This window comes from Nonomuraea jiangxiensis, assembly GCF_900099965.1.
GTDB lineage: Bacteria > Actinomycetota > Actinomycetes > Streptosporangiales > Streptosporangiaceae > Nonomuraea > Nonomuraea jiangxiensis.
On the sequence record NZ_FNDJ01000006.1, the window covers coordinates 428,338 to 454,630 of the forward strand.

General features: G+C 67.7%; 26 protein-coding genes and 2 pseudogenes. 10 read left to right on the forward strand and 18 right to left on the reverse strand.

Annotated elements, in window-relative coordinates; genetic code table 11:
• Position 1 precedes the first annotated feature (1 nt).
• Positions 2–1,567 (reverse strand): alkaline phosphatase D family protein, encoded by a 1,566-nt coding sequence (locus BLS95_RS16385; protein ID WP_090931952.1) that lies wholly within the window; start codon positions 1,565–1,567, stop codon positions 2–4.
• Between the two features lie 207 nt (positions 1,568–1,774).
• Between BLS95_RS16385 and BLS95_RS16390 the strand changes: the two genes are divergently transcribed.
• The gene (locus BLS95_RS16390) at positions 1,775–2,005 is read left to right on the forward strand and encodes a hypothetical protein (protein WP_090931953.1); all 231 of its coding nucleotides are present in this window, start codon (positions 1,775–1,777) and stop codon (positions 2,003–2,005) included.
• Between the two features lie 18 nt (positions 2,006–2,023).
• Here BLS95_RS16390 and BLS95_RS16395 read toward each other — a convergent pair whose 3' ends face one another.
• Positions 2,024–3,196, reverse strand: coding sequence for a hypothetical protein (locus BLS95_RS16395; RefSeq protein ID WP_090931955.1), 1,173 nt, complete (start codon positions 3,194–3,196; stop codon positions 2,024–2,026).
• A complete protein-coding gene (locus BLS95_RS16400; RefSeq protein ID WP_218135795.1) occupies positions 3,193–3,714 on the reverse strand; it encodes a SigE family RNA polymerase sigma factor in 522 nt (173 codons plus the stop codon). Before BLS95_RS16400 ends, BLS95_RS16395 begins: the two co-directional genes overlap by 4 nt.
• Positions 3,715–3,834: 120 nt before the next feature.
• On the opposite strand from BLS95_RS16400, the gene BLS95_RS16405 reads away from it, so the two are divergent.
• On the forward strand, positions 3,835–4,752 hold the full coding sequence (locus tag BLS95_RS16405) for a DUF6891 domain-containing protein (RefSeq protein WP_090932085.1): 918 nt from the start codon (positions 3,835–3,837) through the stop codon (positions 4,750–4,752).
• Here BLS95_RS16405 and BLS95_RS59020 read toward each other — a convergent pair whose 3' ends face one another.
• A complete protein-coding gene (locus BLS95_RS59020; protein ID WP_281250006.1) occupies positions 4,753–5,034 on the reverse strand; it encodes a hypothetical protein in 282 nt (93 codons plus the stop codon).
• A 45-nt stretch (positions 5,035–5,079) separates the two neighbouring features.
• Positions 5,080–5,244, reverse strand: a pseudogene (locus BLS95_RS59025) (PadR family transcriptional regulator); the annotation flags it as partial.
• Positions 5,245–5,261: 17 nt separating this feature from the next.
• Between BLS95_RS59025 and BLS95_RS16415 the strand changes: the two are divergent.
• From BLS95_RS16415 to BLS95_RS57895, 3 genes are all read left to right on the forward strand, one after another.
• The gene (locus tag BLS95_RS16415) at positions 5,262–6,062 is read left to right on the forward strand and encodes an SDR family NAD(P)-dependent oxidoreductase (protein ID WP_090931959.1); all 801 of its coding nucleotides are present in this window, start codon (positions 5,262–5,264) and stop codon (positions 6,060–6,062) included.
• A gap of 196 nt (positions 6,063–6,258) precedes the next feature.
• Positions 6,259–6,987 carry an HAD family hydrolase gene (locus tag BLS95_RS16420; RefSeq protein WP_090931961.1) on the forward strand — a complete coding sequence of 243 codons (729 nt, stop codon included), beginning with the start codon at positions 6,259–6,261 and terminating at the stop codon, positions 6,985–6,987.
• Positions 6,984–7,736 carry an HAD family hydrolase gene (locus BLS95_RS57895; RefSeq protein ID WP_090931963.1) on the forward strand — a complete coding sequence of 251 codons (753 nt, stop codon included), beginning with the start codon at positions 6,984–6,986 and terminating at the stop codon, positions 7,734–7,736. Before BLS95_RS16420 ends, BLS95_RS57895 begins: the two co-directional genes overlap by 4 nt.
• 334 nt (positions 7,737–8,070) lie before the next feature.
• Here the strand turns inward: BLS95_RS57895 and BLS95_RS59525 are convergent.
• Positions 8,071–8,547, reverse strand: a pseudogene (locus BLS95_RS59525) (MBL fold metallo-hydrolase); the annotation flags it as partial.
• A gap of 125 nt (positions 8,548–8,672) precedes the next feature.
• Here BLS95_RS59525 and uppS point away from each other — a divergent pair.
• The 3 genes from uppS to BLS95_RS16445 all read left to right on the forward strand — a co-directional run bounded on the left by uppS (position 8,673) and on the right by BLS95_RS16445 (position 12,211).
• Positions 8,673–9,410, forward strand: a complete 738-nt coding sequence (uppS, locus tag BLS95_RS16435) for a polyprenyl diphosphate synthase (RefSeq protein WP_176993220.1) — start codon at positions 8,673–8,675, stop codon at positions 9,408–9,410.
• Entirely contained in the window at positions 9,407–10,822 is a 1,416-nt protein-coding gene (locus tag BLS95_RS16440) for an EF-hand domain-containing protein (RefSeq protein WP_090931967.1), read from the forward strand. Before uppS ends, BLS95_RS16440 begins: the two co-directional genes overlap by 4 nt.
• Before the next feature lie 234 nt (positions 10,823–11,056).
• The gene (locus BLS95_RS16445; RefSeq protein WP_143043734.1) at positions 11,057–12,211 is read left to right on the forward strand and encodes a hypothetical protein; all 1,155 of its coding nucleotides are present in this window, start codon (positions 11,057–11,059) and stop codon (positions 12,209–12,211) included.
• 464 nt (positions 12,212–12,675) lie between these two features.
• Here BLS95_RS16445 and BLS95_RS16450 read toward each other — a convergent pair whose 3' ends face one another.
• The 4 genes from BLS95_RS16450 to BLS95_RS16470 all read right to left on the reverse strand — a co-directional run bounded on the left by BLS95_RS16450 (position 12,676) and on the right by BLS95_RS16470 (position 15,984).
• The gene (locus BLS95_RS16450; RefSeq protein ID WP_090931971.1) at positions 12,676–13,143 is read right to left on the reverse strand and encodes an NUDIX hydrolase; all 468 of its coding nucleotides are present in this window, start codon (positions 13,141–13,143) and stop codon (positions 12,676–12,678) included.
• 109 nt (positions 13,144–13,252) lie between these two features.
• Complete coding sequence (locus BLS95_RS16455) at positions 13,253–13,798, reverse strand: PIN domain-containing protein (RefSeq protein WP_090931973.1); 546 nt, start codon at positions 13,796–13,798, stop codon at positions 13,253–13,255.
• Entirely contained in the window at positions 13,795–14,892 is a 1,098-nt protein-coding gene (locus BLS95_RS16460) for a helix-turn-helix domain-containing protein (RefSeq protein ID WP_090931975.1), read from the reverse strand. Before BLS95_RS16460 ends, BLS95_RS16455 begins: the two co-directional genes overlap by 4 nt.
• A 387-nt stretch (positions 14,893–15,279) precedes the next feature.
• Entirely contained in the window at positions 15,280–15,984 is a 705-nt protein-coding gene (locus BLS95_RS16470; protein WP_090932088.1) for a hypothetical protein, read from the reverse strand.
• 60 nt (positions 15,985–16,044) lie between these two features.
• On the opposite strand from BLS95_RS16470, the gene BLS95_RS16475 reads away from it, so the two are divergent.
• A complete protein-coding gene (locus BLS95_RS16475; RefSeq protein WP_090931977.1) occupies positions 16,045–16,770 on the forward strand; it encodes a MerR family transcriptional regulator in 726 nt (241 codons plus the stop codon).
• Positions 16,771–16,795: 25 nt separating this feature from the next.
• Here the strand turns inward: BLS95_RS16475 and msrA are convergent, their stop codons facing one another.
• Positions 16,796–17,470 (reverse strand): peptide-methionine (S)-S-oxide reductase MsrA, encoded by a 675-nt coding sequence (msrA, locus tag BLS95_RS16480; protein WP_176993221.1) that lies wholly within the window; start codon positions 17,468–17,470, stop codon positions 16,796–16,798.
• A gap of 122 nt (positions 17,471–17,592) precedes the next feature.
• Here msrA and rarD point away from each other — a divergent pair, with 122 nt between their 5' ends.
• Positions 17,593–18,516 (forward strand): EamA family transporter RarD, encoded by a 924-nt coding sequence (gene rarD, locus BLS95_RS16485; protein WP_090931979.1) that lies wholly within the window; start codon positions 17,593–17,595, stop codon positions 18,514–18,516.
• Here rarD and BLS95_RS16490 read toward each other — a convergent pair.
• From BLS95_RS16490 to nuoI, 7 genes are all read right to left on the reverse strand, one after another.
• Positions 18,484–19,473 (reverse strand): polyprenyl synthetase family protein, encoded by a 990-nt coding sequence (locus BLS95_RS16490; RefSeq protein ID WP_090931981.1) that lies wholly within the window; start codon positions 19,471–19,473, stop codon positions 18,484–18,486. The two genes, rarD and BLS95_RS16490, sit on opposite strands and share 33 nt — an antisense overlap.
• Positions 19,474–19,483: 10 nt before the next feature.
• Positions 19,484–21,070 (reverse strand): NADH-quinone oxidoreductase subunit NuoN, encoded by a 1,587-nt coding sequence (nuoN, locus tag BLS95_RS16495; RefSeq protein WP_090931983.1) that lies wholly within the window; start codon positions 21,068–21,070, stop codon positions 19,484–19,486.
• Positions 21,067–22,626: an NADH-quinone oxidoreductase subunit M gene (locus BLS95_RS16500; protein WP_090931985.1), complete on the reverse strand. Its 1,560-nt coding sequence runs from the start codon at positions 22,624–22,626 to the stop codon at positions 21,067–21,069. Before BLS95_RS16500 ends, nuoN begins: the two co-directional genes overlap by 4 nt.
• Positions 22,626–24,488 (reverse strand): NADH-quinone oxidoreductase subunit L, encoded by a 1,863-nt coding sequence (nuoL, locus tag BLS95_RS16505; protein ID WP_176993225.1) that lies wholly within the window; start codon positions 24,486–24,488, stop codon positions 22,626–22,628. The genes BLS95_RS16500 and nuoL overlap by 1 nt, the downstream gene beginning before the upstream one ends.
• A 73-nt stretch (positions 24,489–24,561) precedes the next feature.
• Positions 24,562–24,858 carry an NADH-quinone oxidoreductase subunit NuoK gene (nuoK, locus tag BLS95_RS16510; protein WP_090931987.1) on the reverse strand — a complete coding sequence of 99 codons (297 nt, stop codon included), beginning with the start codon at positions 24,856–24,858 and terminating at the stop codon, positions 24,562–24,564.
• The gene (locus BLS95_RS16515; protein ID WP_090931989.1) at positions 24,855–25,652 is read right to left on the reverse strand and encodes an NADH-quinone oxidoreductase subunit J; all 798 of its coding nucleotides are present in this window, start codon (positions 25,650–25,652) and stop codon (positions 24,855–24,857) included. The genes nuoK and BLS95_RS16515 overlap by 4 nt, the downstream gene beginning before the upstream one ends.
• The gene (gene nuoI / locus BLS95_RS16520) at positions 25,645–26,160 is read right to left on the reverse strand and encodes an NADH-quinone oxidoreductase subunit NuoI (protein WP_090931991.1); all 516 of its coding nucleotides are present in this window, start codon (positions 26,158–26,160) and stop codon (positions 25,645–25,647) included. Before nuoI ends, BLS95_RS16515 begins: the two co-directional genes overlap by 8 nt.
• Positions 26,161–26,293: the final 133 nt, after the last annotated feature.

The following is a 26,293-nucleotide window of genomic DNA, read 5'->3' on the forward strand; positions in this document are numbered from 1 at the left end:
GTCATACCGCCTTCAGGCCGGGCTCGGCCCGCTCGGAGACAAAGGAGGTCCGGGTCTCGACGGGGGCTCCGCGGCGGGTCACGTACGGCAGGACCCGGTAGTCGGCGCGCATCTCGTCGCGGTTCACGTCGAAGGTGACGTAGCCCCGCTGCCCGTTCTCGAACTTGCTGTGCGGGTTGGCCTGCAACTGCAGCTCCAGCTGGGGGCTGGTGTCGAACCCGTCGCGTCCGCTGCTGATCGAGGTGCCGACGAACTCGACGCCTACCGTCTGCGAGTTCATGTCGTCGAAGTTCAGTTTCAGGTCGTTGGCGTAGTTGGTGTGGGTGTCGCCGGTGACGACGCAGACGCCTTCCACCCCGCGCTCGACGATGCCGTCGAAGAGCCGCTGCCGGTCCTCGGGGAAGCCGTCCCAGGCGTCCGCGTTGAGGCCGGGCGGGTTGGCGAGCGTGGTGCGCTGCTTGGCGAGCATCACCTGGTTGGCGATGACGTTCCAGCGGGCCCGCGACTCGCTCAGCCCGTCGAGCAGCCAGTCCATCTGGGCCTCGCCGGTGATGGTACGCGGCTGGGCGTTCCGGTACTGCCGGGTGTCGAGCACGCTGACCTGCATCAGGTCACCGAAGTCGAACCGCCGGTACAGCTGCGCGTCGGGCCCGGCCGGCAACTGCTCCAGCCGCAGCGGCTGGTGCTCCCAGTAGGCGCGGTAGGCGTTGGCACGCTGGACGAGGAAGTCCTCGACCGGCACGGTGCCCTTGACCCCGCCGGCGTAGTTGTCCACCACCTCGTGGTCGTCCCAGGTGAGGACCCAGGGCAGGGCCGCGTGCCCGGCCTGCAGATCGGGGTCGGACTTGTACAGCGAGTAGAACAGCCGGTACTGGTCGAGCGTCACCGGCGCGGCCTGGAAGATGTCCGGCACCTGGGCGGAGGTGTCGAACCGGTCGCCGGCCACGGTGTTCACGGCGTTCTCGTAGATGTAGTCGCCGAGGAACAGCAGGACGTCCAGGTCCTCCTCGGCCAGGTGCTGGTAGGCGGTGTAGTAACCGTCCGGGTACGCCTGGCACGAGGCGATGCCGAACCGGAACCTGGAGACCCGGTCCCGGGCCTCCGGCGCGGTCTTCGTCCGCCCGGTCATGCTCAGGTAGGAACCGGTACGGAAGCGGTAGAAGTACTCCCGGCCCGGCTCCAGGCCGCGCGCGTCCACATGCACCGAATGGCGATATTCCGGCTGGGCGGTCGCCGTGCCGGCACGTACGACCTGCCGGAACCTGTCGTCCGTCGCGACCTGCCACTCGACCTTGTAGTTCTTGTCCGGCATCCCGCCCATCGGATCGAAGATCTCCGGGGCGAGGCGGGTCCACAACACCACCGCCGTCGGGAGCGGATCCCCGGAGGCGACACCAAGTGCGAACGGGTCCGAGCGCAACTTCTTCGAGTCGGCACTGGCCGTGTTTCCGCTCGCGAGGTTCGTCCCGAACGCCAGCGCCATCGCGGCACCGCTGACGGTCAGGAACCTGCGCCGGGTGTGCGGCGCGGCCCGCCGAACCTCATCCTCCTGCGAGGAGCTTGTCATCAAGGCAGCCTTTTCCTAGATCGGATAGATCGGGACAAAGCTCACCATTGGCACATAGCGGAAGGATGGTAGGAGGTTGACTGATCAGCGGCCACCGCATGAACCCAACTCGATCACCACCAGAACACCACGCCTCACCATCCCCACGCGCCCCCGCACCGGACAACTCCTGGCGGACCCTCATGCCGACGTGAAAAGCTCCCGCCCGTGACCGAAGAGCAGAAACGCGCCGACCCCGACTGGCGGCGCCACGAGACCCCGGAGACGATCGGACTGGTCGGCCTCGTCGCCATCGCCGGCGGCATCCTGCTGGCCGTGATACAGGCGAATTCCGGCGCCCCGAATTCGCCCTTGTGGATAATCACCTTCATCGGGATCGCCCTGGTGGGCGTCGGCCTCCGCATCGAGGCCGCGATCCGCGATCGATCCCGCCGCTGAGCACGTACCGGTTCCGCCCTAGTTCCGCCGGGTGAGCACCCAGTGCCAGGAGTCGTCGCCGCCGCGGTCGCGGTTGCCCGTGAGCTGGGTCGTGCGCTCGCCGTCCACGCTGACCAGCACGAGACCGTTGTCGAACTCGCTCCCGCACGTGCCCGCGCACCCCAGCGCCAGCACGTTGTCGTTGTCGGCCCAGGCCAGCGTCTGCAGCACCACCTGCTTGCCCGGCCTCGCCGGCGGCAGGTCACGGCTGAGCACCCGCGTGCCGTCCGGCGAGACCTTGGACCAGGCCGAGTAGTCGATGTACTGGTCGCCGGGCGGGCCCTCCTGCCGCCTGCCGTCGAGGCTGAGCCACAACCTGTCGGGCATGGTGTCGGTGGGCTCCCACAGCATGGACCCGTCCAGGCTCCAGCCGAGGTCCTGGCGGCCGTTCGAGTTTCCGGGCTGTACGGTGCCGTCCAGGGCCGGCAGCCGGTGATAGGCGGCCTCGCCGGTGGCCACGTCGATGAGGTAGTAGCCGATCCGGGGGCTGGCCGGGAACGCGACGTCGAAGGAGTGCCGGCTCGCCCGCTTCCGGCTCGGCTCCGGATACCGGGAATACGCGGTGGCCAGGACCTTGGTGCCGTCGGGCGACCACACGAGCGAGCCGACGTCGTGCTCCAGGTCGATCCAGGCCATGACCTCCCTGCTGTTCATGTCGAGGATGCCCACCCGCCTGCCGATCATGTCCCCTTGCAGCACCGCGGCGAGTTGCAGCCCCGGGGCCACGTCCAGCCAGGCCCAGGCGGTCTTCTCGTAGCCGTCGGAGCGGGGGTCGTACAGATACCAGGTGCGCCGCACGCGCTCCGCCCCGTCGGGCAGCGGCTCCTGCCAGGTGGTCCAGTAGGCGGAGACGGCCACGTCGCCCGCCGCCACGAACCTCTTCGGCGGCGCGTTCTCGATGTCGGCCCGCACGTCGGTGGACGTCACCGTGGGCAGGACGGGCACGCTCACCCCGTTCGCCGGACGTACGGTCGTGTTCGGGCCGTGCAGCCCCACGGCGAGCACGGCTACGACGACGGCCAGCCCCGTGGCCAGCACGGCCGCCGCGACGGGCGACCAGGCGCGCCTCCGTAGCGCCCGGTCGGCCAGGTGATACGGCACCCGCACCTCACCGGCCCATTCCTCCATGGTGTCGCGCAGCAGTCGGGTCATGGGGCGGCCTCCAGTTCCGCGGCCAGTTCGGGGGCGACCTGGCGAAGTCTCGCCAGCGATCGGTGCGTGGTGCTCCTCACCGTGCCGACCGAGCAGCCGAGCGCGTCGGCGACCCGGTCCTCCGGCAGGTCCTCGAAATAGCGCAGCACCAGCACGGCGCGCTGCCTCGGGGTGAGCCTGGCGAGCGCGCCGCGCAGCACCATGCGCAACTCGCTCTGATGAGTACGGTCCGCGCCCGCCCGGTCGGGCGGCACCGCCTGGACGACCTCGCCCCGCCGCCCGATCGCCCGCCACCAGCTGACCTGCTGGCGGAACATGATCTGCCTGACGTACGCCTCAGGGGCGCCGACCTGCTGCCACCTGGCCGCCAGCTTCGTCAGCGCGGCCTGCACCAGATCCTCGGCCCCGTGCTGATCACCGCCGGTGAGCAGGAACCCGAGCCGCATCAGGGCAGGAGATCGCGCAGAGACGAATTCGCGGAAGCGCTGCTCGTCCGCGGCGTCCACGACCACCTCCATACAAGTGAACGACACCCCTCAGACGCGGAAGAGCCCGTCCCGCTATGCCTGCCCGACCCAAGAGTTTTTCCCGATCGATCGGCGCCGCCGCGACCACCGGTTTGTGCCAGGGTGGGCGGCATGCTGGAGATCACTGCGGTGACCGAGGACGGTCACCGGTTCGTACGGCCGGCCGAGGCGGACATCGCCGACCTGGTCGGTGCTCTGGGGCGGCCCGAGCGCAGGTTCCTGATCCTGCAGCGGATCCCCGACCTGCCGAACGTGTTCATGCAGGTATGGCATGACGGAGCCGACTACACCGTCGAGCATCGCGACGGCGGCGCCGACCGGCACTTCCAGGTCTTCCTCGAAGGTCCCGAGCAGGTGGTCCCCGTCATGGCCGCGTGGGCGCGCCAGGCGGACGGCTGGCGGTACGGGCTCTCCTGGACCCCGGTGGACCTGGGCGCCCCCGAGCCCGCCCCGCCCCTGGCCCTGGACGAGGACGATCGCGCGAAGCTCGATCAGCGCCTCCGCGAGGTGATCATCGGCGGCTACGCGACCAGGGCCGAGCTGGCCGAGATCGCGGCGGACTACCTGGTCACGGGGGATCACCGGCCCGTCACCCCCGGACAGGCCCGTGAGCTGGCCGACCGGCTCTGGCTGGACCGCGTCGAGGAGCAGGCCGCCTGGAAGGGCGAGACCGACCCCGAGCGCCTCACCCGGGCCTTCACAGCCCTGGCGGCCACCGGCATCACGGCGAAGGAGCACTTCACGTGCTGCGGTTCGTGCGGCCGGTCGGAGATCGGCGAGGCCGGCGCGCCGGACGCCCGCGGCTTCGTGTTCTTCCACAGGCAGTGCACGGATGCCACCGCCGCCGGCGGACAGGGCCTGACCCTCCTGTACGGCGGCTTCGACGGCTCACCGGCCACCACGGCCGCCATCGGCCGCGAGGTCGTGGCCGCGCTGGATCAGGCCGGCCTCACCGCCGAATGGGACGGCGATCCGGCGCAGGCCATCACCGTCACGCCGATCACCTGGCGCAAACGCCTCATCGGGTAGTCAGTCCATCGTGGGCTGCCCGGCCGGAGGCCGGTGCTCGGACACCCATCGAGCCCAGTCGGCCAGAGCCTGCGAGAGGCGGACGCCCGCCTCGATGGTCACCCGCATCGACTGCACCGGAGGCGCGGTGCCGAACTCGCCGCGATCCTTGCGCTCGGCGTAGGCGGTGTACAGCTCCGCCATGCCCGTGTAGAACTCGATCTTCCGGCGCAGATGCCTGTCCAGGTCCTCGGGGTCCATCAGCCAGAAGAACAGCGACCGCAGGAGGGGCTGGAGGCGCATGGTGTGGTCGACGTCGCCTTCGGCCAGCCATTGCCGGATCTCGGCCACCCCGGACCCGGTGATCCGATAGGCCGTACGGCGTCGCGGCCCCTCGCTGTCGACCTCGATCAGCCCGTCGTCGGCGAGCCGCCGCAGCTCGGCGTAGATCTTGGGATGCTGGGCGGGCCAGATCTGGCCGAGCACCCCCCGGAAGCGGCGCGCGAGGTCGTAGCCGCTGTGAGGTGCTCATGCGCAAGGACAGGTCCGTACTCGTGACCGGGGCCGCCGGCGGCATCGGCAGCGCCGTCACCCTGCGGCTCGCCGAACTCGGCTTCACCGTCTACGCCGGTGTACGGTCGGAGTCCCCCCGACTGGCGACACGACCCGGGGTGCGGGTGGTGCGGATGGACGTCACCGATCCCGTCGCCGTCGAGGCCGCCGCCGAAGAGATCGCCAAGGAGACCGACGGCCTGCACGCCGTGATCAACAACGCGGGAACGATCGTCCAGGGTCCGCTCGAACTGGTCCCGCCCGAGGAGCTGCGCCGCCAGTTCGAGGTGAACGTCTACGGCCCCGTCCACGTCATCCAGGCATTCCTGCCGCTGCTGCGGGCCGGCCGGGGGCGGCTGATCAACGTCAGCGCCGCCTCGGCCCGCCTCGCGTTCCCGTACCTGGGCCCCATCTCCGCCGGCAAGGCGGCACTGGACTCGCTGTCGCACGCGCTCCGCGTCGAGCTGGCGACCTGGGGCATCCCCGTGGTGATCGTCGACCCGGGAACGGTAGACACCCCCATCTTCGCCAAGGCGGAACCGGCCGCAGCCACCGCCCTGGCCCAAACCCCCGCCGACCGGGCCGGCCTCTACACCCCCGCCCTGGAGGCCGTGGGCCGGGCCATGACCCGGCTGAAACCAGGCCCCGTCGACCCGGCCGTGAAACTCATCGTCCAGACCGTACGGGCGGCGCACCCCAAGCCCCGGTACGTCGCGAGCAGCGCCCGCGCCATGACCGTCCTGTCACGCCTGCCCCTGCGAACCCGGACCGGCTCCTGACCCGCTTCCTCGGCCTCAACGCCGCACGGTGACACCCCAGCGGCCAGAAGTGGGCCAACATTCCCGAACAGAAGCGGACCTTATCCCCGATCCACTCGTGCCATAGCGTCGCCTTGATCGGGAGCTCGGGCGCTCGCGCGGTTCGCAGCTCGCGCACGTGCCGCCCGGGCACACGGAGGACAAGGGAGCCACTGAGATGCCGCTACTGGTGCTCTGGGACATCGATCACACCCTCATCGACGCCGGCACGCAGTTGCGTCGTGCCTACGCCACGGCGTTCCACAAGGCGACCGGCATCCCGCTGGAGCAGCCCTGGCAGTTCGACGGCCGCACCGAGCTGGCCGCCGCCACCGACGCGTTACGGGCTCACAGTCTGGATCCAGCCGCCGGGCTGCTCACCGCCTTCACCGACCTGCTGGTCACGGAGCTGCGAGCCCGCGCCGACGACCTGGCCACCGAGGGTCGGGTCCTGCCGGGCGCGGCCGATGCGCTGACCGCCGTGGGCGCCGTTCCTGGAGTACGCCAGTCGGTCCTCACCGGCAACCTGTATCCCCTCGCGGTGCTGAAGATGACGGTGTTCGGCCTCGCCGGCCACGTCGACTTCCGGATCGGTGCGTACGGGGACGACGCCTACGAACGTACCGACCTGCCCGTACACGCCTTCGACCGTACCGAGCGGCATCTCGGCAGACGCCACAGCGGCACCGACACCGTCCTCGTCGGCGACACCCCACGGGACATCGCCACCGCGCACGCGGTCGGCGCGCGGATCGTCGCGGTCGCCACCGGCACCACCGGCATTTCGGACCTGCGGGCCGCCGGAGCGGACGTCGTCCTGCCGGACCTCACCGACACCGCCGCCGTCCTCGACGCGGTGACCCTCGTCACGGACCGCAAGGCCGCGCTCCCTGGGCCGGCGACATGACCGTCCGGGCGGTGGTGTTCGACCTGGACGGCACCCTGGTCGACACCATGACCTCGATCCCGTACGCCTACGTACGGACCATCCGCGATCTCGGCGGCCCCGACGTGTCCCCCGCCCTGCTGATCGCGAGCTGGCACATCGGCCCCACCCCAGCGGTCCTGGCCCACTTCCTGGGCAGAACCGTCACCGCCACCGACCTGAAGCGCTTCCACGCCCACATCGCCACCGCGGCCGAGTCCACCCGGCCGTTCCCCGGCATCCCGGAACTCCTGCGCCGACTACGCCACGACGGCATGCCACTCGCCCTCTACACCAGCGCCACCCGCCACCTGGCCGGCCTGATGCTGGCCCGTACCGGTCTGACCGGCTACTTTCCCGTCGTGGTCACCGGCGACGAGGTCACCAACCCCAAACCGGCCCCGGACGGCCTCCTGGAAACCTGCCGCCTCCTGGGCGTCCCCGCCTCGGCAACGGCCTACGTCGGAGACTCCGACACCGACCTGCGCTGCGCCCGAGCCGCCGGAGCACTCCCCATCCATGCCCGCTGGTCCCCCCACCTCGACGACCTGCCCGCCCACCCCCACGCGGCCCACCGCCCCACCGACGTCCTCACCATCACGGCCGCCCAAGGCGATCCTGCTGATGCTGCTCGGGCAGATGAGCCTCGGCATGAGCCCAGACCAGCACGTTGGCCAAGCCCTCCCCCTCGAAGAACGCCAGCACCTCCCGATCGGAATGCCGCAGGCTGAAATGGGTCAGCACGAAAAGAATCTCCGGATGCGCCACGACGAACGGCTTGAGCCGGCTCCACACCGTGTGCCCCACCCGGCGGGCCCGATCGAGCTCCGCGTCGTGCAGATACGTGCACTCGGTGATGATCACCGGATACTCGAAAAGCCACGGGCTGCGCCCGAGCGCGTCGGCGTGCGTGTCACCGAGATAGGCGAACAACGGCCGCTGAACCTGCCGGTCGACCGCTATGCCCTGCTTGCGCCGATCCGAGACGAGCCGGCCGAACTCCGCGGCGCCGAGCGTCGCCTTGAGCTCCTCCATCTCCGGGAGGAGGGCTCGCCGGTTCTCCGCGACGCCATATCCGACGCTGGGCACTTTGTGCTCGGTCTCGATGACCCGCACCGTATGAGAGTCGTGCCTGCCGAAGCGAAACTCCTCCCCCGCCCGGACCCCGTGCACCCGAACCCCCGAGGCGAGAGCCGGGTCGTAGCCGGCGACCTGGTTCAGCTCGGTCGTGGCACGCAGGTAGTCGCGCACGTACGGTAACGCCTCGTCAGGCGCGTAAATGTCGACCCCGGTCGTACGGGTCGCCAGAAAGTCGAGATCCTTCGAGTGATCCAGATGCGTGTGCGTCAGCAGCACCGTGTCAACCTGACGACCCTCGACCAGCCCGGCATCAAGACCGAGCTTCAACTCGGGGACGTGGAAGAACGTCTTGTCATTGGCCCGCGAATAGCCGGTGAGCGTCAGCTGGGCGCCCGGCAACCGCCACGTCTTCCACTGCCGGAACGGATGCCCGCGCTCCAGCAGCTCCGGATGCATGATCATGGCGAGGAGAATAACCCCGCAGGAACCGAACCTCTCGCCTCCACCGCACCAGCCGCACCGGCCGTCAGGCGACACTCTGACGGCCCTCGACAATACTATGAGCAATGATATAGTCACGCTCAGCTATGGAAATCATCAGCAGGTTGCCGCGTCACGTGGCTTGCGTGATGGATGGAAACGGGCGGTGGGCCGCGCAGCGATCGCTGCCGCGCACCGCAGGCCACGAGGCGGCAGAGGCCGCCGTCATCGACATCATCGAGGCAGCGCGCTCGGCCGGCATCAAGTGGTTGAGCCTGTACGCCTTCTCCACAGAAAACTGGCGCAGACCGGCGGGCGAGGTCGACATCCTGATGAGGCTGGTGCGCCGGGCCATCCGCAAGCACGCACCGGCGTTGCACACGCGGGGCGTCCGGTGCAGGTTCCTGGGCATGTCCGATCCGCGGATCCCGCCGCCCCTGGTCCGGGACATCGCCGATCTGACGACGCTTACCAGCGACAACAGGCAGATGACGCTCACGGTCGCCTTCGACCACGGGGGGCGCCGCGACATCGTGGAAGCCGCCCGTTCGCTGATCCACGCCGCCGTGCCGGCCGAGCAGGTCACCGAGGCCACCTTCGCCCGGCATCTCCCCTACTCCGACACGCCGGACGTGGACCTGGTCATCCGCACATCCGGAGAGCAGCGGATCTCCAACTTCATGCTCTGGCAAGTGGCCTACGCCGAATGGGTCTTCCCTCCGGTGCTGTGGCCCGACTTCCGCGCGACCCACCTCTGGGAATGCCTTGAGGCCTACCGATCGCGCCAGCGCCGGTTCGGCGATGTTCGCCAGTCGACCGCCACCACGGGAGAGGCACCTCGATGATCCAGACCACCGCGGACAAGACCGTCGACGTCTTCGGGCCGGACTCCATGCTGCGCCGCTTCGTCAACGACGCACGGTGGGGCTTCGCGGTGGCCCGCGCCACGGTGCTGGAAGCCGCGCACCCTCAGATCGGCACAGCGTTGATCGAGAACTCGACGTTCGTGACCCATCCGTGGCGGCGGCTGCGCAACACGTTGGTGAGCACGCAGCGAATCCTCGACACGGACCATCGCGTTCGCAACCGGGAGACGGCCCGCCTCAACCGCCTGCACGCCCGCATCTCGGGCACCGACTCGCAGGGCCGCCACTACAACGCGATGGACGCCGAAGCTCGCGCCTGGGTGATCGCGACCCTGTTCGAATCGACAGTGACGATGTGCCGGCTGAGCGGCCAGTCGCTCGACAGGCCCGCACTGGAACGGCTCTACGCCGAGTTCCGTACGTTCCTCGCCCTGCTGGAGGGCAACAGCGACCGGCTCCCCCCGACGTTGCGGGAGTTCTGGCCCTACTACGACGACGTGATCGAGCATCGCCTGGAGAACACCGAGGCGGTCCATGTCATCCTCTACCGGCTCTTCGCCAACGTGCCCGCGCCGCCCCTGCTGCGCAACCATCCCGCGGTGTGGGCCGCGGGCCGAGCCGTGGCAGGCCCGGTGGCCGCCGCGATCACCATCGCGTCGCTGCCGGAACCCTTCTGCCGACGTGTCGCCCTGCCCGACCTTCCAGGAGCGCGGGCGCTCATGCACGGGGCCTACCTGACCGCCGGACTCGCCACCCGCCTGCTACCGAGCAGTTGGGTGCACGTCAGCACGTTCGTGAGCCTGCTGGATCCCGACCACGCCGACGACTCCGGACCATGGCAGACCGTACGCCGCAAGGCAGGCCAGGCCGCGGCCATGCTCAGACTCATGACCCCCGCTCCCGACAAGGTCAGCCAAGCCACCCGCTCAGCCGACCAGTTCTTCGCCGAGGTCCTGGACCAGACCGGCGACGGCTACCTCGCCTGGCCCGACCTGGCGGCCATGGCAAGAGAGATCGCCACCCGGCTCGACCTGGACGAACAGGACGAGGAACGCCTCTACACCGCCTACGCCGCCTGGTGGCGGGAGCTGCAGACCCATCTCGACACCGGCGGCGACGGACGCGTGACACGACAGGAATACGCCGCCTCGGCCGTTTCGCTGCCCAGCCTCGGACTGGTCAAGATCGCCGACGTACTGTTCGATGTCACCGACCTCGACGACGACCAGGCGATCGACGTACAGGAATACCAGCGGTTGTTCCGCACGGCCTTCCACCGCGACCTGACCGGCCGAGCGGACAGCTACTCCCGCAGTGCTTTCGTCAGAGAGTTCCTGTCCTTCATGTCCGGCCAACAACACTCAACCGCCTACAACACCCTCCTGTCCTAGCCGCCCAGCCTCGCACCGACCCAGATCGACTGCCGGACACGGAAGTCAGGTAGTTCGCCGGCAACCCGACCCGGAGCACGGGGTCTGCGGGTCCGAGCACCGGAAGCGGCGGGTTTTCACGCGGCAGGCGGAGCAATTCCCCTCGACCGATGGACAATACGGGATAATTCGCACGAGTTGGACATAACGATGATGCATTATGCCAGGCCTCTGCAGATTCTGTAGCATAGCGGCGTGTCGACTCATCCCCCCGTTGCCAGCTATGTCGGCAAAAGCGTGCGTTGGTATCAGATCGGAAAAAAGGTAATAGAAAGGAGGAATTGGCTAAAGCATCTGCGATGGCAGGCTGTCTCCCGCGCCCTCAGCGAGGATGACACCATCCTCTCGGAGAAGGTGGGACAAGCGGCCACCGCCTTCTGCGACGCACTCGACATCACAGAGTTTCCGATCGACCAGGACCGCTCTGGCATGTTCCGGCGCATGGGCCGGTGGGTCAGAGAGAAGATAACCTGGGGCGTTCGCTTCCCCGACTATCGTGGCCGGCTCAGCTTAACGTTCGACGACCGACTGAAAGCTTGGATAGAGGACGCCGCCGAAAGCCCTATGGGCCGAAAAGCGCTCGATTTTGCCCAATACCACGTTAACGAAGAAGGGCGCAGCGCACTGTTCGCCGAAGCAGTGCTGAACGAAGCCCACGGCGTGCTCATAGAAGCGCGTGAAGGCGAATCTCCGGGTGCCGCCCGGTGGGAAATGGCTGCCGAGATTCACCGTTACGTCCCGGACAGCGAGATCCGACGACGGCACCAGCGCTGGAGAAGTTCGGCGAGAGCCCTCAGCGCCGGCGGCACCGCCGCGGTCACCACCCAGGTCTTTACGGACGACCTGACCAAGTCGATTACTCTCGGCGTCGCGCTCACGGCCTTGGCCGCCATAGTGGAACTGACGATCTCCACCCGCACGCTGTCCGGTCAGCAAATCGCGGTCCGGGAGCAGGTGCGAGCGTGGCTCGAGGAAGCCCTGGTGGCACGGCTGTGGGGCAACCTGCAGTGGATGGGTGACCTGGGTAAGCAGATCGAAGAAACGGGCCGGCCGCTCCCCATCGGCGACCTCATCATGGCCATGGCCAGAGGCCTGGTCACCATAAGGCCCCTCGACGACGACGCCAAGGTCTTCCGGGATGTGGACCGGCTGAGAGAGCATGCCCTATCTGTCTCGGATCCCGAACTCCTGGCATTCCTCGTACGCCTGGAGACAGCCTTGCGGCACAAACCTGACACGCTGCCGCACGCGTTTCGGGCACTCATCACTTCGGTGCGAGAACGCAACATGCTCGGAGAGGCGGAACCAGGAGGCCGGCCCATGGTTACGCGAGCATACGCCGGAGACTAGGGCTTGGCGGCCGGTTCATCACCCATCGCGAGGACTTCGCGTATCGGGCCCCAGCCATCCCACCTGACGACTATCCGCTGCACCGCCAAATCAAGCATCCCCACACGTCGCAATAGCCCCCCGTCCTTATGAGGTCCGCCGTGGCGGTTCGGCGCGTGAGCGCTGCCGACCCCGACCGGCCCAGGCCGCTACGCGGGCCGGCGACCCGCGCGACGCGTGGCGGGAAGAGGTTGTCGCCGTCATCGCCTCCACACAGCGCTGAAGCGCATTCAGGTCCACTCATGCCGTACGCGGCGGCCACGTCACAGGCAAACTCCGAAGGACGTCGCCCCCATCGCCGTACACCTCGACCGAGATCAGTCCCGCCCACCGCCCGGGCGAGTATGAGATCAAGCTTCGTCACCCGACCGGTCAAGGGCTACCAGTACCAGCGTTCTTCCTGGTCCTTGATCCACCCGAATGTTTCAATCTACGTGCGGATAGGCGCGCTCCAGGTAGTCGTTGAGCTGTCGCCATTGTGTGGGGTGGATGTCCAGCGCATGAAGGTCACCAGGGTCCACCCAGCGCACGTCACTGGCCTCATCATTGGCCCCCGGCCGACCGCCGACCGGACGGGCGATCAGCATTACCTCGTACTCCTGCCGGATCTCGCCGTCGGTGTACGCCACGATGTGACCGGGGTCGGAGTAGATACCCAGGATGCCCACCGCCTCGACGCGCACGCCGGTCTCCTCCTCGGTCTCCCGCACGGCACACTGGGACGGCGTCTCCCCGATCTCCATCTTCCCCATGGGCAGAGCCCACTGACCGGTGTCACGTCGGCACTGCATCAGAATGCGCCCCGCATCATCCACCGTAACCGTCCCGCAAGCAGGCACCAGGCTGTTCGCCTTCGGCGCGTCCGGGTCGTTCCAGTACTCCACTCGCCCCATGAGCTGCCTTTCAGATCTCCGCACCGGACCACGGCACTGCCGGCGTGATGCATCCGGCTTCACAAACGTCAGAGCCGAAAGTCGCCTACGGACCGAGCCTCAGGAAGATTCAGGGTCCACTGTTGCGACGGACGTAGGGTCCGAAAGTCGAACCGGTACACGGCAGACGCATTCCGGTAGCACATAGACCATCCACGATGTTTCCGGCGGCTACTTCGTTGAGCTTCCCGTCCTGAACCGCACAGGCAAGAAGCCACACAGTGCCATGAACCTCCAAGCCGTGTGCCCTTCCCACGGCCACGGCTTCTCGATCGTCGGTGATGGCGATTCCGCGGGATAGTTCGGCTGCGGAGAACACGCTGGCCTCCCCGAGATCGCGCCCCGAAGATCCGATGCGCTGTACCCACTTGGCGAAGCACTTGATCTCTTCCAGAGAATCGAGCCTGGCCAACCCAAGCCAATCCGCGTCCAGCACAGTCTGCAGGAGCGGGTGCTCCTGCACCCCCGCGCGTATCTCTTCCCGCACCACGTGAGTGGTCAGACACACGGTGCCCGTCAGGAGATCACGCAACACGTCCAAGCGTTCCGCGCGAGCGAAGTGGTTCAGACACATCGCATCGAATATCAAGACGGGGTCTGGCTCAGCGCTGCTCACAGCTCGAAATCCGCATCATCACGCACCGGGAGGTCGCTTGCCACGATCTGACCACGCATGAGTTCGACCGCCCGAGATTCTGTTATGAGCGAATCCTTGAAGGATTCGATCACCGCATGCGCAAAGCTGGGAGGCACTCGAACCGCATCCAAATCGGGTTGAGGTGCCCACCCGACCGCTTCCATCAACTCCGCGCGCGTCGGGTTTCTTTGGCGCATCTCCTTGGCGAAACTCCTGTCGATAGCTTCGCCTGCGACGGCTTGCCGCACAGTCAACGACCAGGAGGTCCTGAAGCGCGCAGCCAGGACCACCAGGTCCTCGCGCCTGACCCTCTCTCTCGAGTCAGCGACGCCGCGAAATGCTGCGACTGGAAGAAGAAGTTCCGCGGCGAAAGCGTCAATGATCGCTTCTCTTTCATTACGAGACGCATGGACACCGATATCCGTGGAGTACTCGTCTCCAACGATGAGGTGCCCCAGCTCATGAGCTGCGGTCGCACGCCGGCGGCCAGGATCACCGCGGCTGCTGACCACCGCCACGGCAAGATCGTCCTCGATCAACGAGGCGCCTTCGCCTGGCACCTCAACAACCGCGACCAGCTGTCCAAGCCGCTCGCACACACTCATGAGCGAATCTATGGGTTTATTGCCGAGGCCTAGACGCTCTCGCACCCATGCGGCGGCGTGGCGGGCGCTCAGAGTGTCCTCCACCGCCTCGGGATAGCGTTCAATGTCAGGTGGGTTGAACGCCCTCAGCTCAACAAGCTGCCGGATGTCAGCCAACCACGTGGAGAGTGCGACTTCCAAGTGATGGGATTGCCGCGTTGCGTCAGTCACCGTGTCGTCGGCCAGCTCTGCGCGGCGAGACACGACCAGAGGCGGCGGATCGAGGAAGTAGCCCAAGGGAACCTGAAGAACCGCCGACAGCTTGGCGAGTTCGAGCGCATCCACACGGCGAACGCCTCGCTCGATCTTCGCGATCATCGTTCGGTCGAGCTTCAGCGCCGACGCCAGCTCCTCCTGTGACATGTCGGCTGCCATACGGCACTCGCGCACGCGCTCACCTATGTCCTGCCACTCTCCCGTGTCCTTCATAGTGCGATAATCGCACAGGCGCTACGGAGGCGGGAGGCCGAGAAGCCGAATTGCAGTTAATATTGCGCCAATTAACCCCCATCCCCTTGCCATGCTTACGTCCTAGATCGTCCCGTTGACACCTAGGAGTCACCCAGCAAGGGGACAGGAGAAGCCAGGCAGCTCCGGCTTGACTGACCAGGTCAGCGGCCATACTGCCAGCCGTAGCACCCTAGACCAGCGGCGACACCGGCCACCTGACCGTGCACGGCGTCCTGATTACGCCTCACCAGAGGCGAGTCCGACCGGGCAAGCCACACCCGTTCCCCTGATCCCGCAGTAGCCGTCCGGGTTCTTCCACAAATATTGCTGGTGGTGGTGCTTCGCTTCAGGCAATAGATATGCGACCTATCGAGACTCTGACCGGAAATCAAGAGCGGCAACGACCGGATGTTGCCTGCGCAGATACCGCCAGCCCAGGACCCCGTACCAGATCATGATGGGCATGTGGAGCGCATACCCGAGCTGTTCCAGTGTCCCCGTAGGGCCGTCGGTCCCGGTCGTCCACGGAAGTACGACCGCGGCTAGGCCCATAAGTGCGGCGATCACGCCGGTGATACGAAGCCCGGCGGGCATCGGGATGCCCACTGCGCCGGCGACGGTGGCAGCGACCCACAGCAGCCCGGCCAGATTGACCGCCCATTTGGCCGTGAGCAGCACGGCCAAGGCCACTGTGACGGCCGCCGGGGCGGTCGGGCGGGCGGCCAACTGGGTCAGTGCCAGGTTTCCGGCGTCATGAAGCAGGCCGGCCAGCCCGGCGCCGGCCAGCAGGCCACCGGCCAGCGTCACCAGATACGGTCTTGACGTCTCGGCCGGGCGAGCAGCCATCACAAGCCCGGCCGCGGTCAGTGCCAGCCAGCCCAGCACGTCGAAGGCCAACTCGGTCAAGTGCAGCCCGACCTGCTCGCTCACTGCGTCCAGCGCGGCGCCGGGATCGGACGGACTCAGGGTCAACCCCGATGGCACCGCGATGGCCGTACCGGCGACCATGGCTACCAGCGAGGTCAACAGCAGCACACCGGTGAGCCGGAGCCGAGGGTTCGGATCAGTCATGAACCGGACGGTAGAACCCTGACACAGGGACAAGGTCAACATGCCAGGTGAGGGGACGTTATGTGGCGGATCGGGCAACTGGCGCGCATGGTCGGCGTATCCGAACGAACCCTGCGCCACTACGACAAGATCGGGCTGCTGGTTCCCGCCGCGGTCGACCGCACCACCGGCTACCGCTGGTACGGCGTGGCCGAGCTGTCCCGGCTCGAACGCATCCGCGGACTGCGGCGCCTCGGCCTGCCGCTGCGCCAGATCGCCGATCTGATGGACGCTCCCGAGACGCAGCTCCGGCAGGCGCTGATCGAGATCGTGGCGAATATCAGGCGTGACATCGCCACACTGGCCGCGACCGCGGCTCACGCCGAGGACCACCTCGCCGTGCCGATGTCGATCCTGCCTCAGCAGACCGCGGTGGACTCGCGTCGACTACGCGTCCGCCGCATGCGCCTCAATCATCCCGACGAACTGGCCGCCGTCTGCCCGGCGCCACCGGCGGCCCTGCTGACCTGGCTTCGCGGGCAGCCGACGGGCGGCTTCGCCGCCGCGGTGACCACCGACGGCGCCGGCGAGCAGATCCTCCTGCCTGCCCGTACTGTCGTACGAGCCGTCGTTCCATCCTCAGCAGGGGTAGTCCGCGCCGGGCAGGACCTGTTCGGCTGGCTGCACCGCCACTGCCTGGCTGTCACCGGTCCCACCCTTGAAGAGCACCTCATCGATGACGACGGCGCTCACGCCATCGTCCTTGAGGTAACCGTGAGCCCACGGCCGTGCATCCGCGCCGCCTGACTGTTCCTCGCTATCACCACACCCCCTACGCCCCACCGGAGGTCAGGCCGACCGGGCAGGAGACCCCGGTGCCGCCGATGCCGCAGTAGCCATTGGGCACTTTGTATAGATATTGCTGGTGATAATCCTCGGCGTAGTAGAAGGGGCCGGCATCGGTGAGGTCGGTGGTGATGTTGCCGTAGCCTGCCTGGTTCAGGACCTTCTGGTACGCGTCGCGTGACGTTTCCGCGGCCTTGCGTTGCTCCGGTGAGTGGTAGTAGATGGCCGAGCGGTACTGGGTGCCTATGTCGTTGCCCTGGCGCATGCCCTGGGTGGGGTCGTGGGCCTCCCAGAAGACCCGGAGCAGTTCTTCGTAGGACACCTTTGAGGGGTCGAAGACCACTCTGACGACCTCGGTGTGGCCCGTGAGGCCGCTGCAGACCTCCTCGTACGTCGGGTTCGGGGTGTAGCCGCCCTGGTAGCCGACGGCGGTCGTGATGACGCCGGGGGTCTGCCAGAACTTGCGCTCCGCGCCCCAGAAGCAGCCGAGGCCGAAGTCGGCCACCTCCAGGGGGGTCGAGTCCTGGTCCGAGGTGTACGGCGGGGTCAGGGGGGTGTGCAGGACGGCGTGCCGCGGGGGGACGGGGATGGGGTCCGGGCGGCCGGGGAGAGCGTCCTCGGGTCGGACCATCGAGGTCTTGTTGCCGAACAGCCAGCCCATCGCACTACCTCCATAGGTCACATCCCAGGCTACATACGTCGCAACACTTTAGCGTGGCTACACATTTCCATATAGAGGACGAAATTTGTGGTTAAGGGTGGTGATGCCGGAAGATGTGACCCATGCCTGACCTCCGGCGTGGCGCACTGTTCGGGATCGCCGCCTACACCATGTGGGGCCTGTTCCCCCTCTACTGGCCGCTGCTCAAACCCTCGGGAGCCGTCGAGATCCTGGCCCACCGCATGGCCTGGTCGCTGGTGGCCGTCCTCGCCGTGCTGGCCCTGCGCCGCCACTGGTCCTGGGTGCGGGACCTGCTCAGGCAGCCGGCGAAGCTGGCGCTGCTGGCCGTCGCCGCCGTCGTCATCACCGTCAACTGGGGCACCTACATCTACGCCGTCAACAGCGGTCACGTGGTGGAGAGCGCGCTGGGGTACTTCATCAACCCCCTGGTCAACGTGCTGTTCGGGGTGGTGCTGCTACGGGAGCGGCTGCGGCCGCTGCAGTGGGCGGCGGTCGGGTTCGGGGCGCTGGCGGTGCTCGTGCTGACGCTCGACTACGGGCGGCTGCCGTGGATCGCGCTCACGCTGGCGGTGAGCTTCGGCGTGTACGGGCTGGTCAAGAAGCAGGCGAACGTGGCGGCCACCGAGAGCATGGCCGTGGAGACCCTGGTCCTGCTGCTGCCCGCCCTCGGTTACCTGATCTTCCTGCAGACCGGCGGGCAGGCCACGTTCGGACACCATGGGGTCTGGCACGTGCTGCTGCTGGTGGGGTCGGGGATCATCACGGCCGTCCCGCTCATCTGCTTCGGGGCCGCGGCGATCCGGGTGCCGCTCAGCACCATGGGCCTGCTGCAGTACATCGCGCCGATCCTGCAGTTCGCGGTCGGGGTGCTGATCGCCAAGGAGACGATGCCGCCCAGCCGGTGGATCGGGTTCTCGATCGTCTGGCTGGCCCTGGCGATCTTCACGTACGACGGCTTCCGCACGGCGCGCACGGCCGCCCGGAAGCGGAAATCAGCCGGAACGCTTGACCACGTAGTCACATAGCGCCATAAAAGCCGCCCTGGCCGGAATGTCGGGGAGGCCGGACAGGTCGGTACGGGCCCGGTCCACCCAGGCGGCCAACTCGGCCCTGGCCTGGACCATGCCCGGGTGGGCACGGAGCAGGGTCAGCGCCTCCTCCACGTCCTCCTCCGCCACCGCATCCGACAGCAGCTCGTTCAGCCGGGGATCGGACGACGTGGCCAGCGCGTACAGGACCGGGAGCGTCTTGACGCCCTCGCGCAGGTCGGTGCCGGGCGTCTTGCCGGACTCCGCGCCCGAGGAGGCCACGTCCAGCAGGTCGTCCCCGAGCTGCCAGGCCACCCCGATGGCCTCGCACGCACGGCTGAGGCGCTCCTCCACGTCCGCCGGCGCCCCCGACAGCAGCGCGCCGAACCGGCCGGAGGCGGCGATCAGCGAGCCCGTCTTGTCTTCCAGCACGCTGAGGTAGTGGGCGACCGGGTCCTCGCCCGCCTTCGGCCCGACCGTCTCCCTGATCTGGCCCTGGACGAGCCGGGAGAACGTCTGCGCCTGGATGCGGATCAGCTCCGGCCCGAGGTCGGCCAGGAGGTCGGAGGCCTGCGCGAACAGATAGTCGCCGGTGAGAATGGCCACGGTGTTGTCCCACCGGGCGTTCGCGGACGGCGTGCCCCGGCGCACCTGGGCCTCGTCCATGACGTCGTCGTGATAGAGCGAACCGAGATGGGTCAGCTCGATCACGACGGCGCCGGGCACCACGCCCGGCGCGGTCGCGTCGCCGAACTGGGCGGCCAGCAGCAGCATCAACGTGCGAAACCGCTTGCCACCGGCCTCGATCAGGTGCTTGGACGCCTCCGTGACGAAGGCGTCCTCGCTCTCCACCGACGAACGCAGGAGTTTCTCGACCGCGGCCATTCCGTCGGCTAGGTCCTGCGCCAGCCGTTCGTCCTCGATGGGAAGGTCAACCACGGGAGGCGCAGACATACAAATCCCCTTATCTGATGAACAGGCTGTGAGCAGCGTCGTTGGCAACACCGAGTAGGGACTCCGGGTAGAGCCCCACCCCTACGGTAACCAGCAACGAAACAGCTATGACAGCCACGGTCCCCGTACTGGGCACCGCGATGGCCGGTCCGTCCGCCGCCGGCTCGCTGAAGAACATCAGCACGATCACCCGTACGTAGAAGAAGGCCGCGATGGCCGAGGCCACCACACCCACCACGACCAGGCCGGCCATCCAGCCGCCCATCGAGTCGCCGGGCTGCGTGCCGCTGTTCAGGGCGGCCGCGAACACCGCGTATTTCCCGAAGAAGCCGCTCGTCAGCGGGATGCCGGCGAAGGCGAGCAGGAAGAACGCGAACACCCCGGCCAGCATCGGCGAGCGCTTGCCGAGCCCGGCCCAGCGCGACAGGTGCCCTGCCTCGCCGCCCGGGTCACGTACGAGCGTGACCACCGCGAACGCGCCGACCGTGGTGATGCTGTAGACCGCCAGGTAGAACAGGATCGCCTTCAGGGAGACGGCGTTCTGAGCGGCCGTGCCGAACGTGGCCATCACGCCGACGAGCAGGAAGCCCGCGTGCGCGATGGACGAGTAGGCCAGCATGCGCTTGATGTCGGTCTGCGTGATCGCCAGGATCGAACCCACGATCATGGTGAGCGCGGCGACGCCCCAGATGATGGGCCGCCAGTTCCAGTCAAGGTTCCCCAGACCCACCCAGAACACCCTCAGCACGGCCCCCACGGCCGCGACGAGCGTGCCCGAGGCCATCAGTGCGGTGATGGGGGTCGGAGCGCCCTGGTAGACGTCAGGCTTCCAGGCGTGGAACGGCGCCGCGCCGATCTTGAACAGCAGGCCCACGCCGAGCAGCGCGAGCCCGAGCATCAGCAGCGGGTCGAGACCCGATCCCTTGGCCAGGGCCTCGTTGATGCCCGGGAGCGAGACGGTGCCCGCGTACCCGTAGATCATCGCGGTGCCGTACAGGAAGAACGCCGAGGAGAAGGCGCCCAGCAGGAAGTACTTCATCGACGCCTCCTGCGAGAGCAGGCGGCGCCGGCGGGCCAGGCCGCACAGCAGGTAGAGCGGCAGCGACATGACCTCAAGGGCGACGAACATCATCAGCAGGTCGTGCGCGGCCGGGAACAGCAGCATGCCGCCGACCGCGAACAGCACCAGCGGGTAGACCTCGGTGTGACCACCGCCGCCCTCAGCCTCGGCCTCCTCCTCGTCGGCGCTGCCGGGCACGGCCGCGGCCGAGGCGACGAAGTGGCCCTCGTCGTTGATCAGCAGTACGCAGACGAACGACAGGACGAGGATGACGCCCCAGATGAACAGCGAGGGCCCGTCCACCGCGACCGCGCCCATGGCCGAGGCCGTGGTCGCGACCTGGCCGCGCAGCACCTGCACGAGGACCAGCGCGAACGCGCCGAACAGGCTCAGCAGCGTGAGCGGCACGTGGATCGCCTTGCGCAGGTAGCGCGGCGCGAACGCCTCGACGAGTACGCCGATGATGGCCGCGCCGAACACCACCAGCAACGGCGCCAGCGTGCCGTACTCGATCGTCGGCGCTGGGATGGTGTTCACTGACCTGTCCCCTTCTCAGCGATGGTGGAGGTGGGCACCTGCACGTTGGTCAGTGTCTGGTGCACCGACGGGTTGATCACGTCGAGCAGCGGCTTGGGGAAGAACCCGAAGCCGATGATCAGCGCGATCAGCGGGGCCAGCACCCAGACCTCGCGGGCGTTCAGGTCCTTGAAGAGCTTGACCGGCTCGGCCGTCGGCCCGTTCATGGCCCGCTGGATCATCCACAGGATGTAGACGGCCGCCAGGATCACCGCCAGCGCGGCGATGACCGCGGCCACCGTCAGCGCGCCCGAGCCGTGCGCCGCGCTCGAATAGGTGCCGATCATGACCATGAACTCGCTGACGAAGGACGACAGCCCCGGCAGCGACAGCCCGGCCAGACCGGCGACCAGGAAGAAGCCGGCCAGCAGCGGCGCGACCTTCTGCACGCCCCCGTAGTCCCCGATGAACGGCGACCCGCGCCGGGCGATGAGGAACCCGGCGGCCAGGAACAGCGCCCCGGTGGCGAAGCCGTGGTTGACCATGTAGAGGGCCGCGCCGGACTGGGCGGTCGCCGACATGGCGAACACCCCGAGCACGATGAAGCCGAAGTGGGAGATCGACGTGTACGCGATGAGGCGCTTCATATCGGTCTGCCCGATGGCCACGATGGCCCCGTAGATGATGCTGATGACTGCCAGCACCACGATCGGCATCGTGAACGCCTTGGCCGCGTCCGGGAAGAGCTCCAGGCAGAAGCGCAGCATCCCGAAGGTGCCGACCTTGTCCAGCACGCCCACCAGCAGCACCGCGGCCCCGGCCGGAGCCTGCGCGGCCGCGTCGGGCAGCCAGGTGTGCACCGGCCAGAGCGGCGCCTTGATCGCGAAGGCGATGAAGAAGCCGCCGAACAGCCACTTCTGCGTCGTCGGGTCCTGGATGGCCCCGACGAGCTCGGGGAACATGAACGTCTTGCTGCCCGCGACCACGTACAGCCCGATGACCGCGACCAGCATGAGCAGGCCGCCGAACAGCGAGTACAGCAGGAACTTGACGGCCGCGTAGGACCGCTGGGCGCCGCCGTACGAGCCGATCATGAAGTACATCGGGATCAGCATGGCTTCGAAGAAGACGTAGAACAGGAAGATGTCGGTCGCCGCGAAGACGCCGATCATCATCGTCTCCAGCACCAGCAGCAGCGAGAAGTACGTCTTCACCGACCGCTTGGGCGTGATCAGCGTGCCGTCGGCGGTCTTGACCCCGTCGGCGTCGTGCCAGGAGGCCAGCACCACGATCGGCACCAGCACCACGGACAGCGCGATCAGCACGAGCGCGACGCCGTCCACGCCGACCCCGAACTTCACGCCGAAGCTCGGGATCCAGTCGTACGCGGCGGTGAACTGGAAGCGCTCGCCGGACGGCTTGAACCCGGCGGCCATGACGCCCGTCAGGACCAGCACCAGCAGCGAGACCGCCAGCGTGACCTGCTTGGCCAGCTTGTCACTGCCCTTGGGAAGCAGGGCCACCACGATGGCGCCCACCACGGGCACCGCCATGAGTATCGGAAGCCAGGGTGACATCAGATGTTCCCAACAAGGAGCAGGGCGCCGGTCAGCAGGGCGGCGCCGATCAGGATGGACAGCGCGTACGTTCTGGCGAAGCCCGTCTGGATCCGCCGCAGGCGCCCGGAGCTGCCGCCGATGCCCGCGGCCAGGCCGTTGACCAGCCCGTCGACGCCGCGGTTGTCGAAGAACACCGCGATGCGGGTCAGCCACTGGCCGGGGCGCATGAACAGCGACTCGTTGAGCGCGTCACCGTACAGGTCGCGCCGGGCGAACGTGGTGAGGAAGTTGCCGCGCGGCTGCACGGCCGGCACCTCGACCCGGCCGTACCGCATCCAGGCGAAGGCGGCACCGACCGCGACCAGCGCCAGAGTGGCGAGGCCGGGCACGCTCGTGAAGTGGAACTCCGGCAGCTCCGCCGGTCGGCCGACGGCCGGGCTGAGGAACAGCATGAGCGTGTTGCTCAGGATGAGGTAGCCACCGAGGAAGATCGAGCCGATCGACAGGATGATCAGCGGCCAGGTCATGACCGCCGGGGACTCGTGCGGGTGCGCGTCGTCGGCCCAGCGCTTCTGGCCGAAGAAGGTCATGAAGACCATCCGCGACATGTAGAAGCCGGTGATGCCCGCGCCCAGCACGGCCAGCCAGCCCAGCACCGGCTGGTGGTGCACCGCGGTCTCGATGATGCCGTCCTTGGTGAAGTAGCCGGACAGCAGCGGGAACCCGATGATCGCCAGGTAGCCGATGAAGAACGTGATGAAGGTGACCGGCATGACCTTGCGCAGGGCGCCGTACTTGCGCATGTCCACTTCGTCGTTCATGCCGTGCATGACGGACCCGGCACCGAGGAACATGTCGGCCTTGAAGAAGCCGTGCGTGATCAGGTGGCCGATCGCGAAGGCGTAGCCCGCCGGGCCGAGGCCCGCGCCGAGCATCATGTAGCCGATCTGCGACATCGTCGAGCCGGCCAGGCCCTTCTTGATGTCGTCCTTGGCGCAACCGATGATCGCACCGGCCAGCAGCGTGGCCGCGCCGACGATGGCCACCGCGAGCGCGGCGCCCGAGCCCTCGTGGAAGAAGAACGCCCCGGAGCGGACCACCAGGTAGACGCCGGCGGTGACCATGGTCGCCGCGTGGATCAGGGCCGACACCGGGGTCGGGCCCTCCATGGCGTCCAGCAACCAGGACTGCAGCGGGAGCTGGGCCGACTTGCCGCACGCGCCGAGCAGCAGCAGCAGGCCGATGGCCAGCGTGGTGCCGTTCTCGACGCCGCTGGTCTGGGCCGCCAGGTCCTTGAAGGCGAGCGTGCCGAACGTGGTCCAGATGACGAACATGCCGACCAGCAGCCCGAAGTCACCGACCCGGTTGACCACGAACGCCTTCTTGGCCGCGACCGCAGCCGACGGCTTGAACTGCCAGAACCCGATCAGCAGGTAGGAGGCCAGACCCACGCCCTCCCAGCCGATGAACAGGCCCACGTAGTTGTCGGCCAGCACCAGCAGCAGCATCGCGGCCACGAACAGGTTCAGGTAGGCGAAGAACCTGCGCCGGTGCTCGTCGTGCGACATGTAGCCGATCGAGTAGATGTGGATCAGCGATCCGACACCCGTGATCAGCAGCGCGAAGCTGATCGACAGCGGGTCGATGAGCAGCCCCATGTCCACCATGGGCGGCTCGCCCGGCATGCCGGGGATGAACTCGAAGAGGTGGACGGCCCGCCGGCGCGCCTCCTCGCCGAACCCGATCAGCTCGAAGAACGCCAGCACGGCCACGACGAACGAGGCGAGGGACATGGCCACGCCCAGCAGATGGCCCCAGCGATTCGTGAACCGGTTGAACACCAGCAGGATGAACGCCCCCAGCAGGGGGAAGGCGATCATCAGCCAGGAGACGCCGATCACGCCGCCGGTGTGCTGGGTGATCTCAGCGATTTGAGATTCCACCAGTCACCTCTTAGTACTTCAGCAGGTTGGCGTCGTCGACCGACGCGGACCTGCGGGTTCGGAAGATCGTCACGATGATGGCCAGGCCGACCACGACCTCGGCCGCGGCCACCACCATCACGAAGAACGCGATGACCTGGCCCTCCAGGTTGCCGACCTGCCTGGAGAAGGTGACGAAGGCCAGGTTGCAGGCGTTGAGCATGAGCTCCACGCACATGAACACCACGATCGCGTTACGCCTGATCAGCACGCCGAGCGCGCCGATGGCGAAGAGCAGGCCGGAAAGGACGAGGTAGTGCGTCGTCACTTGGTCACCCCATTGTTCCGCTCGGCCTCGTGCTCATCGGCCTCGTCCTCCTCGGCCGTGTGCCTGATCGCCTCTGCGAGCTTGGGATCCTCGGGCAGGTTGCCCTGCTCGACGTCGTAGCGGGCGATGTAGCGGTTGACCGAGGACTCCGCGACCGAGCCGTCGGGCAGCAGCGCGGGCATGTCGATGGCGTTGTTCCTGGCGTAGGTGCCCGGCCCCGGAAGCGGCGACGGGCGGTCGCCGCGGAACCTGGCGCGGGAGATGTCCTTCTGCGTGGCCTTCGCCGTCAGGCGCTCGCGGTGCGCCAGCACCATCGCGCCCAGCGCCGCCGTGATCAGCAGCGCCGAGGTGATCTCGAAGGCGAACACGTAGCGGGTGAAGAGCAGCTCCGCGATCGAGCGGATGTAGCCCGCCTGCCCGGTGGCCGCCGCCAGCCCGGTCGCCGGGCTGAAGATCGCGTTGCCGATCGCCAGGATGAACAGCGCCAGGAAGCCGGCGGCCGCGATGACGGCCCAGAAGCGCTGGCCCTTCAGCGTCTCCACGAAGGAGTCCGAGGAGTCCACGCCCACCAGCATGAGCACGAAGAGGAACAGCATCATGATGGCGCCGGTGTAGACGATGATCTGCACCGCGGCCAGGAAGGGCGCGTCCTGCACGGCGTACAGGACCGCGAGGCAGAGCATCACGGTGCCGAGCATCAGCGCCGAGTAGACGGCCTTCCGGTTGAAGACCATGCCGAGCGCGGCGCCGACGGACACGACGGCGAGCACCCAGAAAGTGATGGTCTCACCCATTGGTCCGCCCCAGCCGGTAGTAGTCCTCTTCGGTCTCACCGAGCCGCATGGGGTGCGGCGGCTGTTCCATGCCCTGGGTCAGGGGCGCGAGCAGCATCTCCTTGGTGTAGATGAGGCTCTCGCGGTTGGTGTCGGCGAGCTCGTACTCGTTGGTCATGGTGAGCGCGCGCGTCGGGCACGCCTCGATGCACAGACCGCACAGGATGCACCGCAGATAGTTGATCTGGTACGTGCGCCCGTAACGCTCACCCGGCGAGAAGCGCTCCTCCTCGGTGTTGTCCGCGCCCTCCACGTAGATCGCGTCGGCCGGACACGCCCAGGCGCACAACTCGCACCCGACGCACTTCTCCAGCCCGTCGGGCCAGCGGTTGAGCTGGTGACGCCCGTGGAACCGAGGCGCGGTCGGCCGCTTCTCCTCCGGGTAGTTCACCGTGACGGGCTTTTTGAACATTGTGTGGAAGGTGACCCCGAAGCCCTTGACGGGGTTCAGCCAATCAGTTAGTCCCACTGGGAATCTCCTTGTGCTGCACCCCGTGGTAGTGCGGCAGATCGAGTGGCGGCACCGGGAAGCCGCCGGCCGCCGGCTCGTTGGTCAGTTCCTCGAACTCGGCCTCCACCTGCGCCTTCCTGTCCTCCTTGCG

Coding starts and splice junctions, on each gene's coding strand:
- BLS95_RS16515 (WP_090931989.1), bottom strand. CDS start 25,652: ATGGGTGAGACCATCACTTTCTGGGTGCTCGCCGTCGTGTCCGTCGGC.
- BLS95_RS59020 (WP_281250006.1), bottom strand. CDS start 5,034: ATGCGCCTCCAGCCCCTCCTGCGGTCGCTGTTCTTCTGGCTGATGGAC.
- BLS95_RS16385 (WP_090931952.1), bottom strand. CDS start 1,567: ATGACAAGCTCCTCGCAGGAGGATGAGGTTCGGCGGGCCGCGCCGCAC.
- BLS95_RS16460 (WP_090931975.1), bottom strand. CDS start 14,892: ATGAAGGACACGGGAGAGTGGCAGGACATAGGTGAGCGCGTGCGCGAG.
- BLS95_RS16440 (WP_090931967.1), top strand. CDS start 9,407: ATGATCCAGACCACCGCGGACAAGACCGTCGACGTCTTCGGGCCGGAC.
- msrA (WP_176993221.1), bottom strand. CDS start 17,470: ATGGGCTGGCTGTTCGGCAACAAGACCTCGATGGTCCGACCCGAGGAC.
- uppS (WP_176993220.1), top strand. CDS start 8,673: ATGGAAATCATCAGCAGGTTGCCGCGTCACGTGGCTTGCGTGATGGAT.
- BLS95_RS16405 (WP_090932085.1), top strand. CDS start 3,835: ATGCTGGAGATCACTGCGGTGACCGAGGACGGTCACCGGTTCGTACGG.
- rarD (WP_090931979.1), top strand. CDS start 17,593: ATGCCTGACCTCCGGCGTGGCGCACTGTTCGGGATCGCCGCCTACACC.
- BLS95_RS16415 (WP_090931959.1), top strand. CDS start 5,262: ATGCGCAAGGACAGGTCCGTACTCGTGACCGGGGCCGCCGGCGGCATC.
- BLS95_RS16420 (WP_090931961.1), top strand. CDS start 6,259: ATGCCGCTACTGGTGCTCTGGGACATCGATCACACCCTCATCGACGCC.
- BLS95_RS16475 (WP_090931977.1), top strand. CDS start 16,045: ATGTGGCGGATCGGGCAACTGGCGCGCATGGTCGGCGTATCCGAACGA.
- BLS95_RS16490 (WP_090931981.1), bottom strand. CDS start 19,473: ATGTCTGCGCCTCCCGTGGTTGACCTTCCCATCGAGGACGAACGGCTG.
- BLS95_RS57895 (WP_090931963.1), top strand. CDS start 6,984: ATGACCGTCCGGGCGGTGGTGTTCGACCTGGACGGCACCCTGGTCGAC.
- BLS95_RS16470 (WP_090932088.1), bottom strand. CDS start 15,984: ATGACTGATCCGAACCCTCGGCTCCGGCTCACCGGTGTGCTGCTGTTG.
- BLS95_RS16450 (WP_090931971.1), bottom strand. CDS start 13,143: ATGGGGCGAGTGGAGTACTGGAACGACCCGGACGCGCCGAAGGCGAAC.
- BLS95_RS16500 (WP_090931985.1), bottom strand. CDS start 22,626: ATGTCACCCTGGCTTCCGATACTCATGGCGGTGCCCGTGGTGGGCGCC.
- BLS95_RS16400 (WP_218135795.1), bottom strand. CDS start 3,714: ATGGAGGTGGTCGTGGACGCCGCGGACGAGCAGCGCTTCCGCGAATTC.
- BLS95_RS16395 (WP_090931955.1), bottom strand. CDS start 3,196: ATGACCCGACTGCTGCGCGACACCATGGAGGAATGGGCCGGTGAGGTG.
- nuoL (WP_176993225.1), bottom strand. CDS start 24,488: ATGATCGCCTTCCCCCTGCTGGGGGCGTTCATCCTGCTGGTGTTCAAC.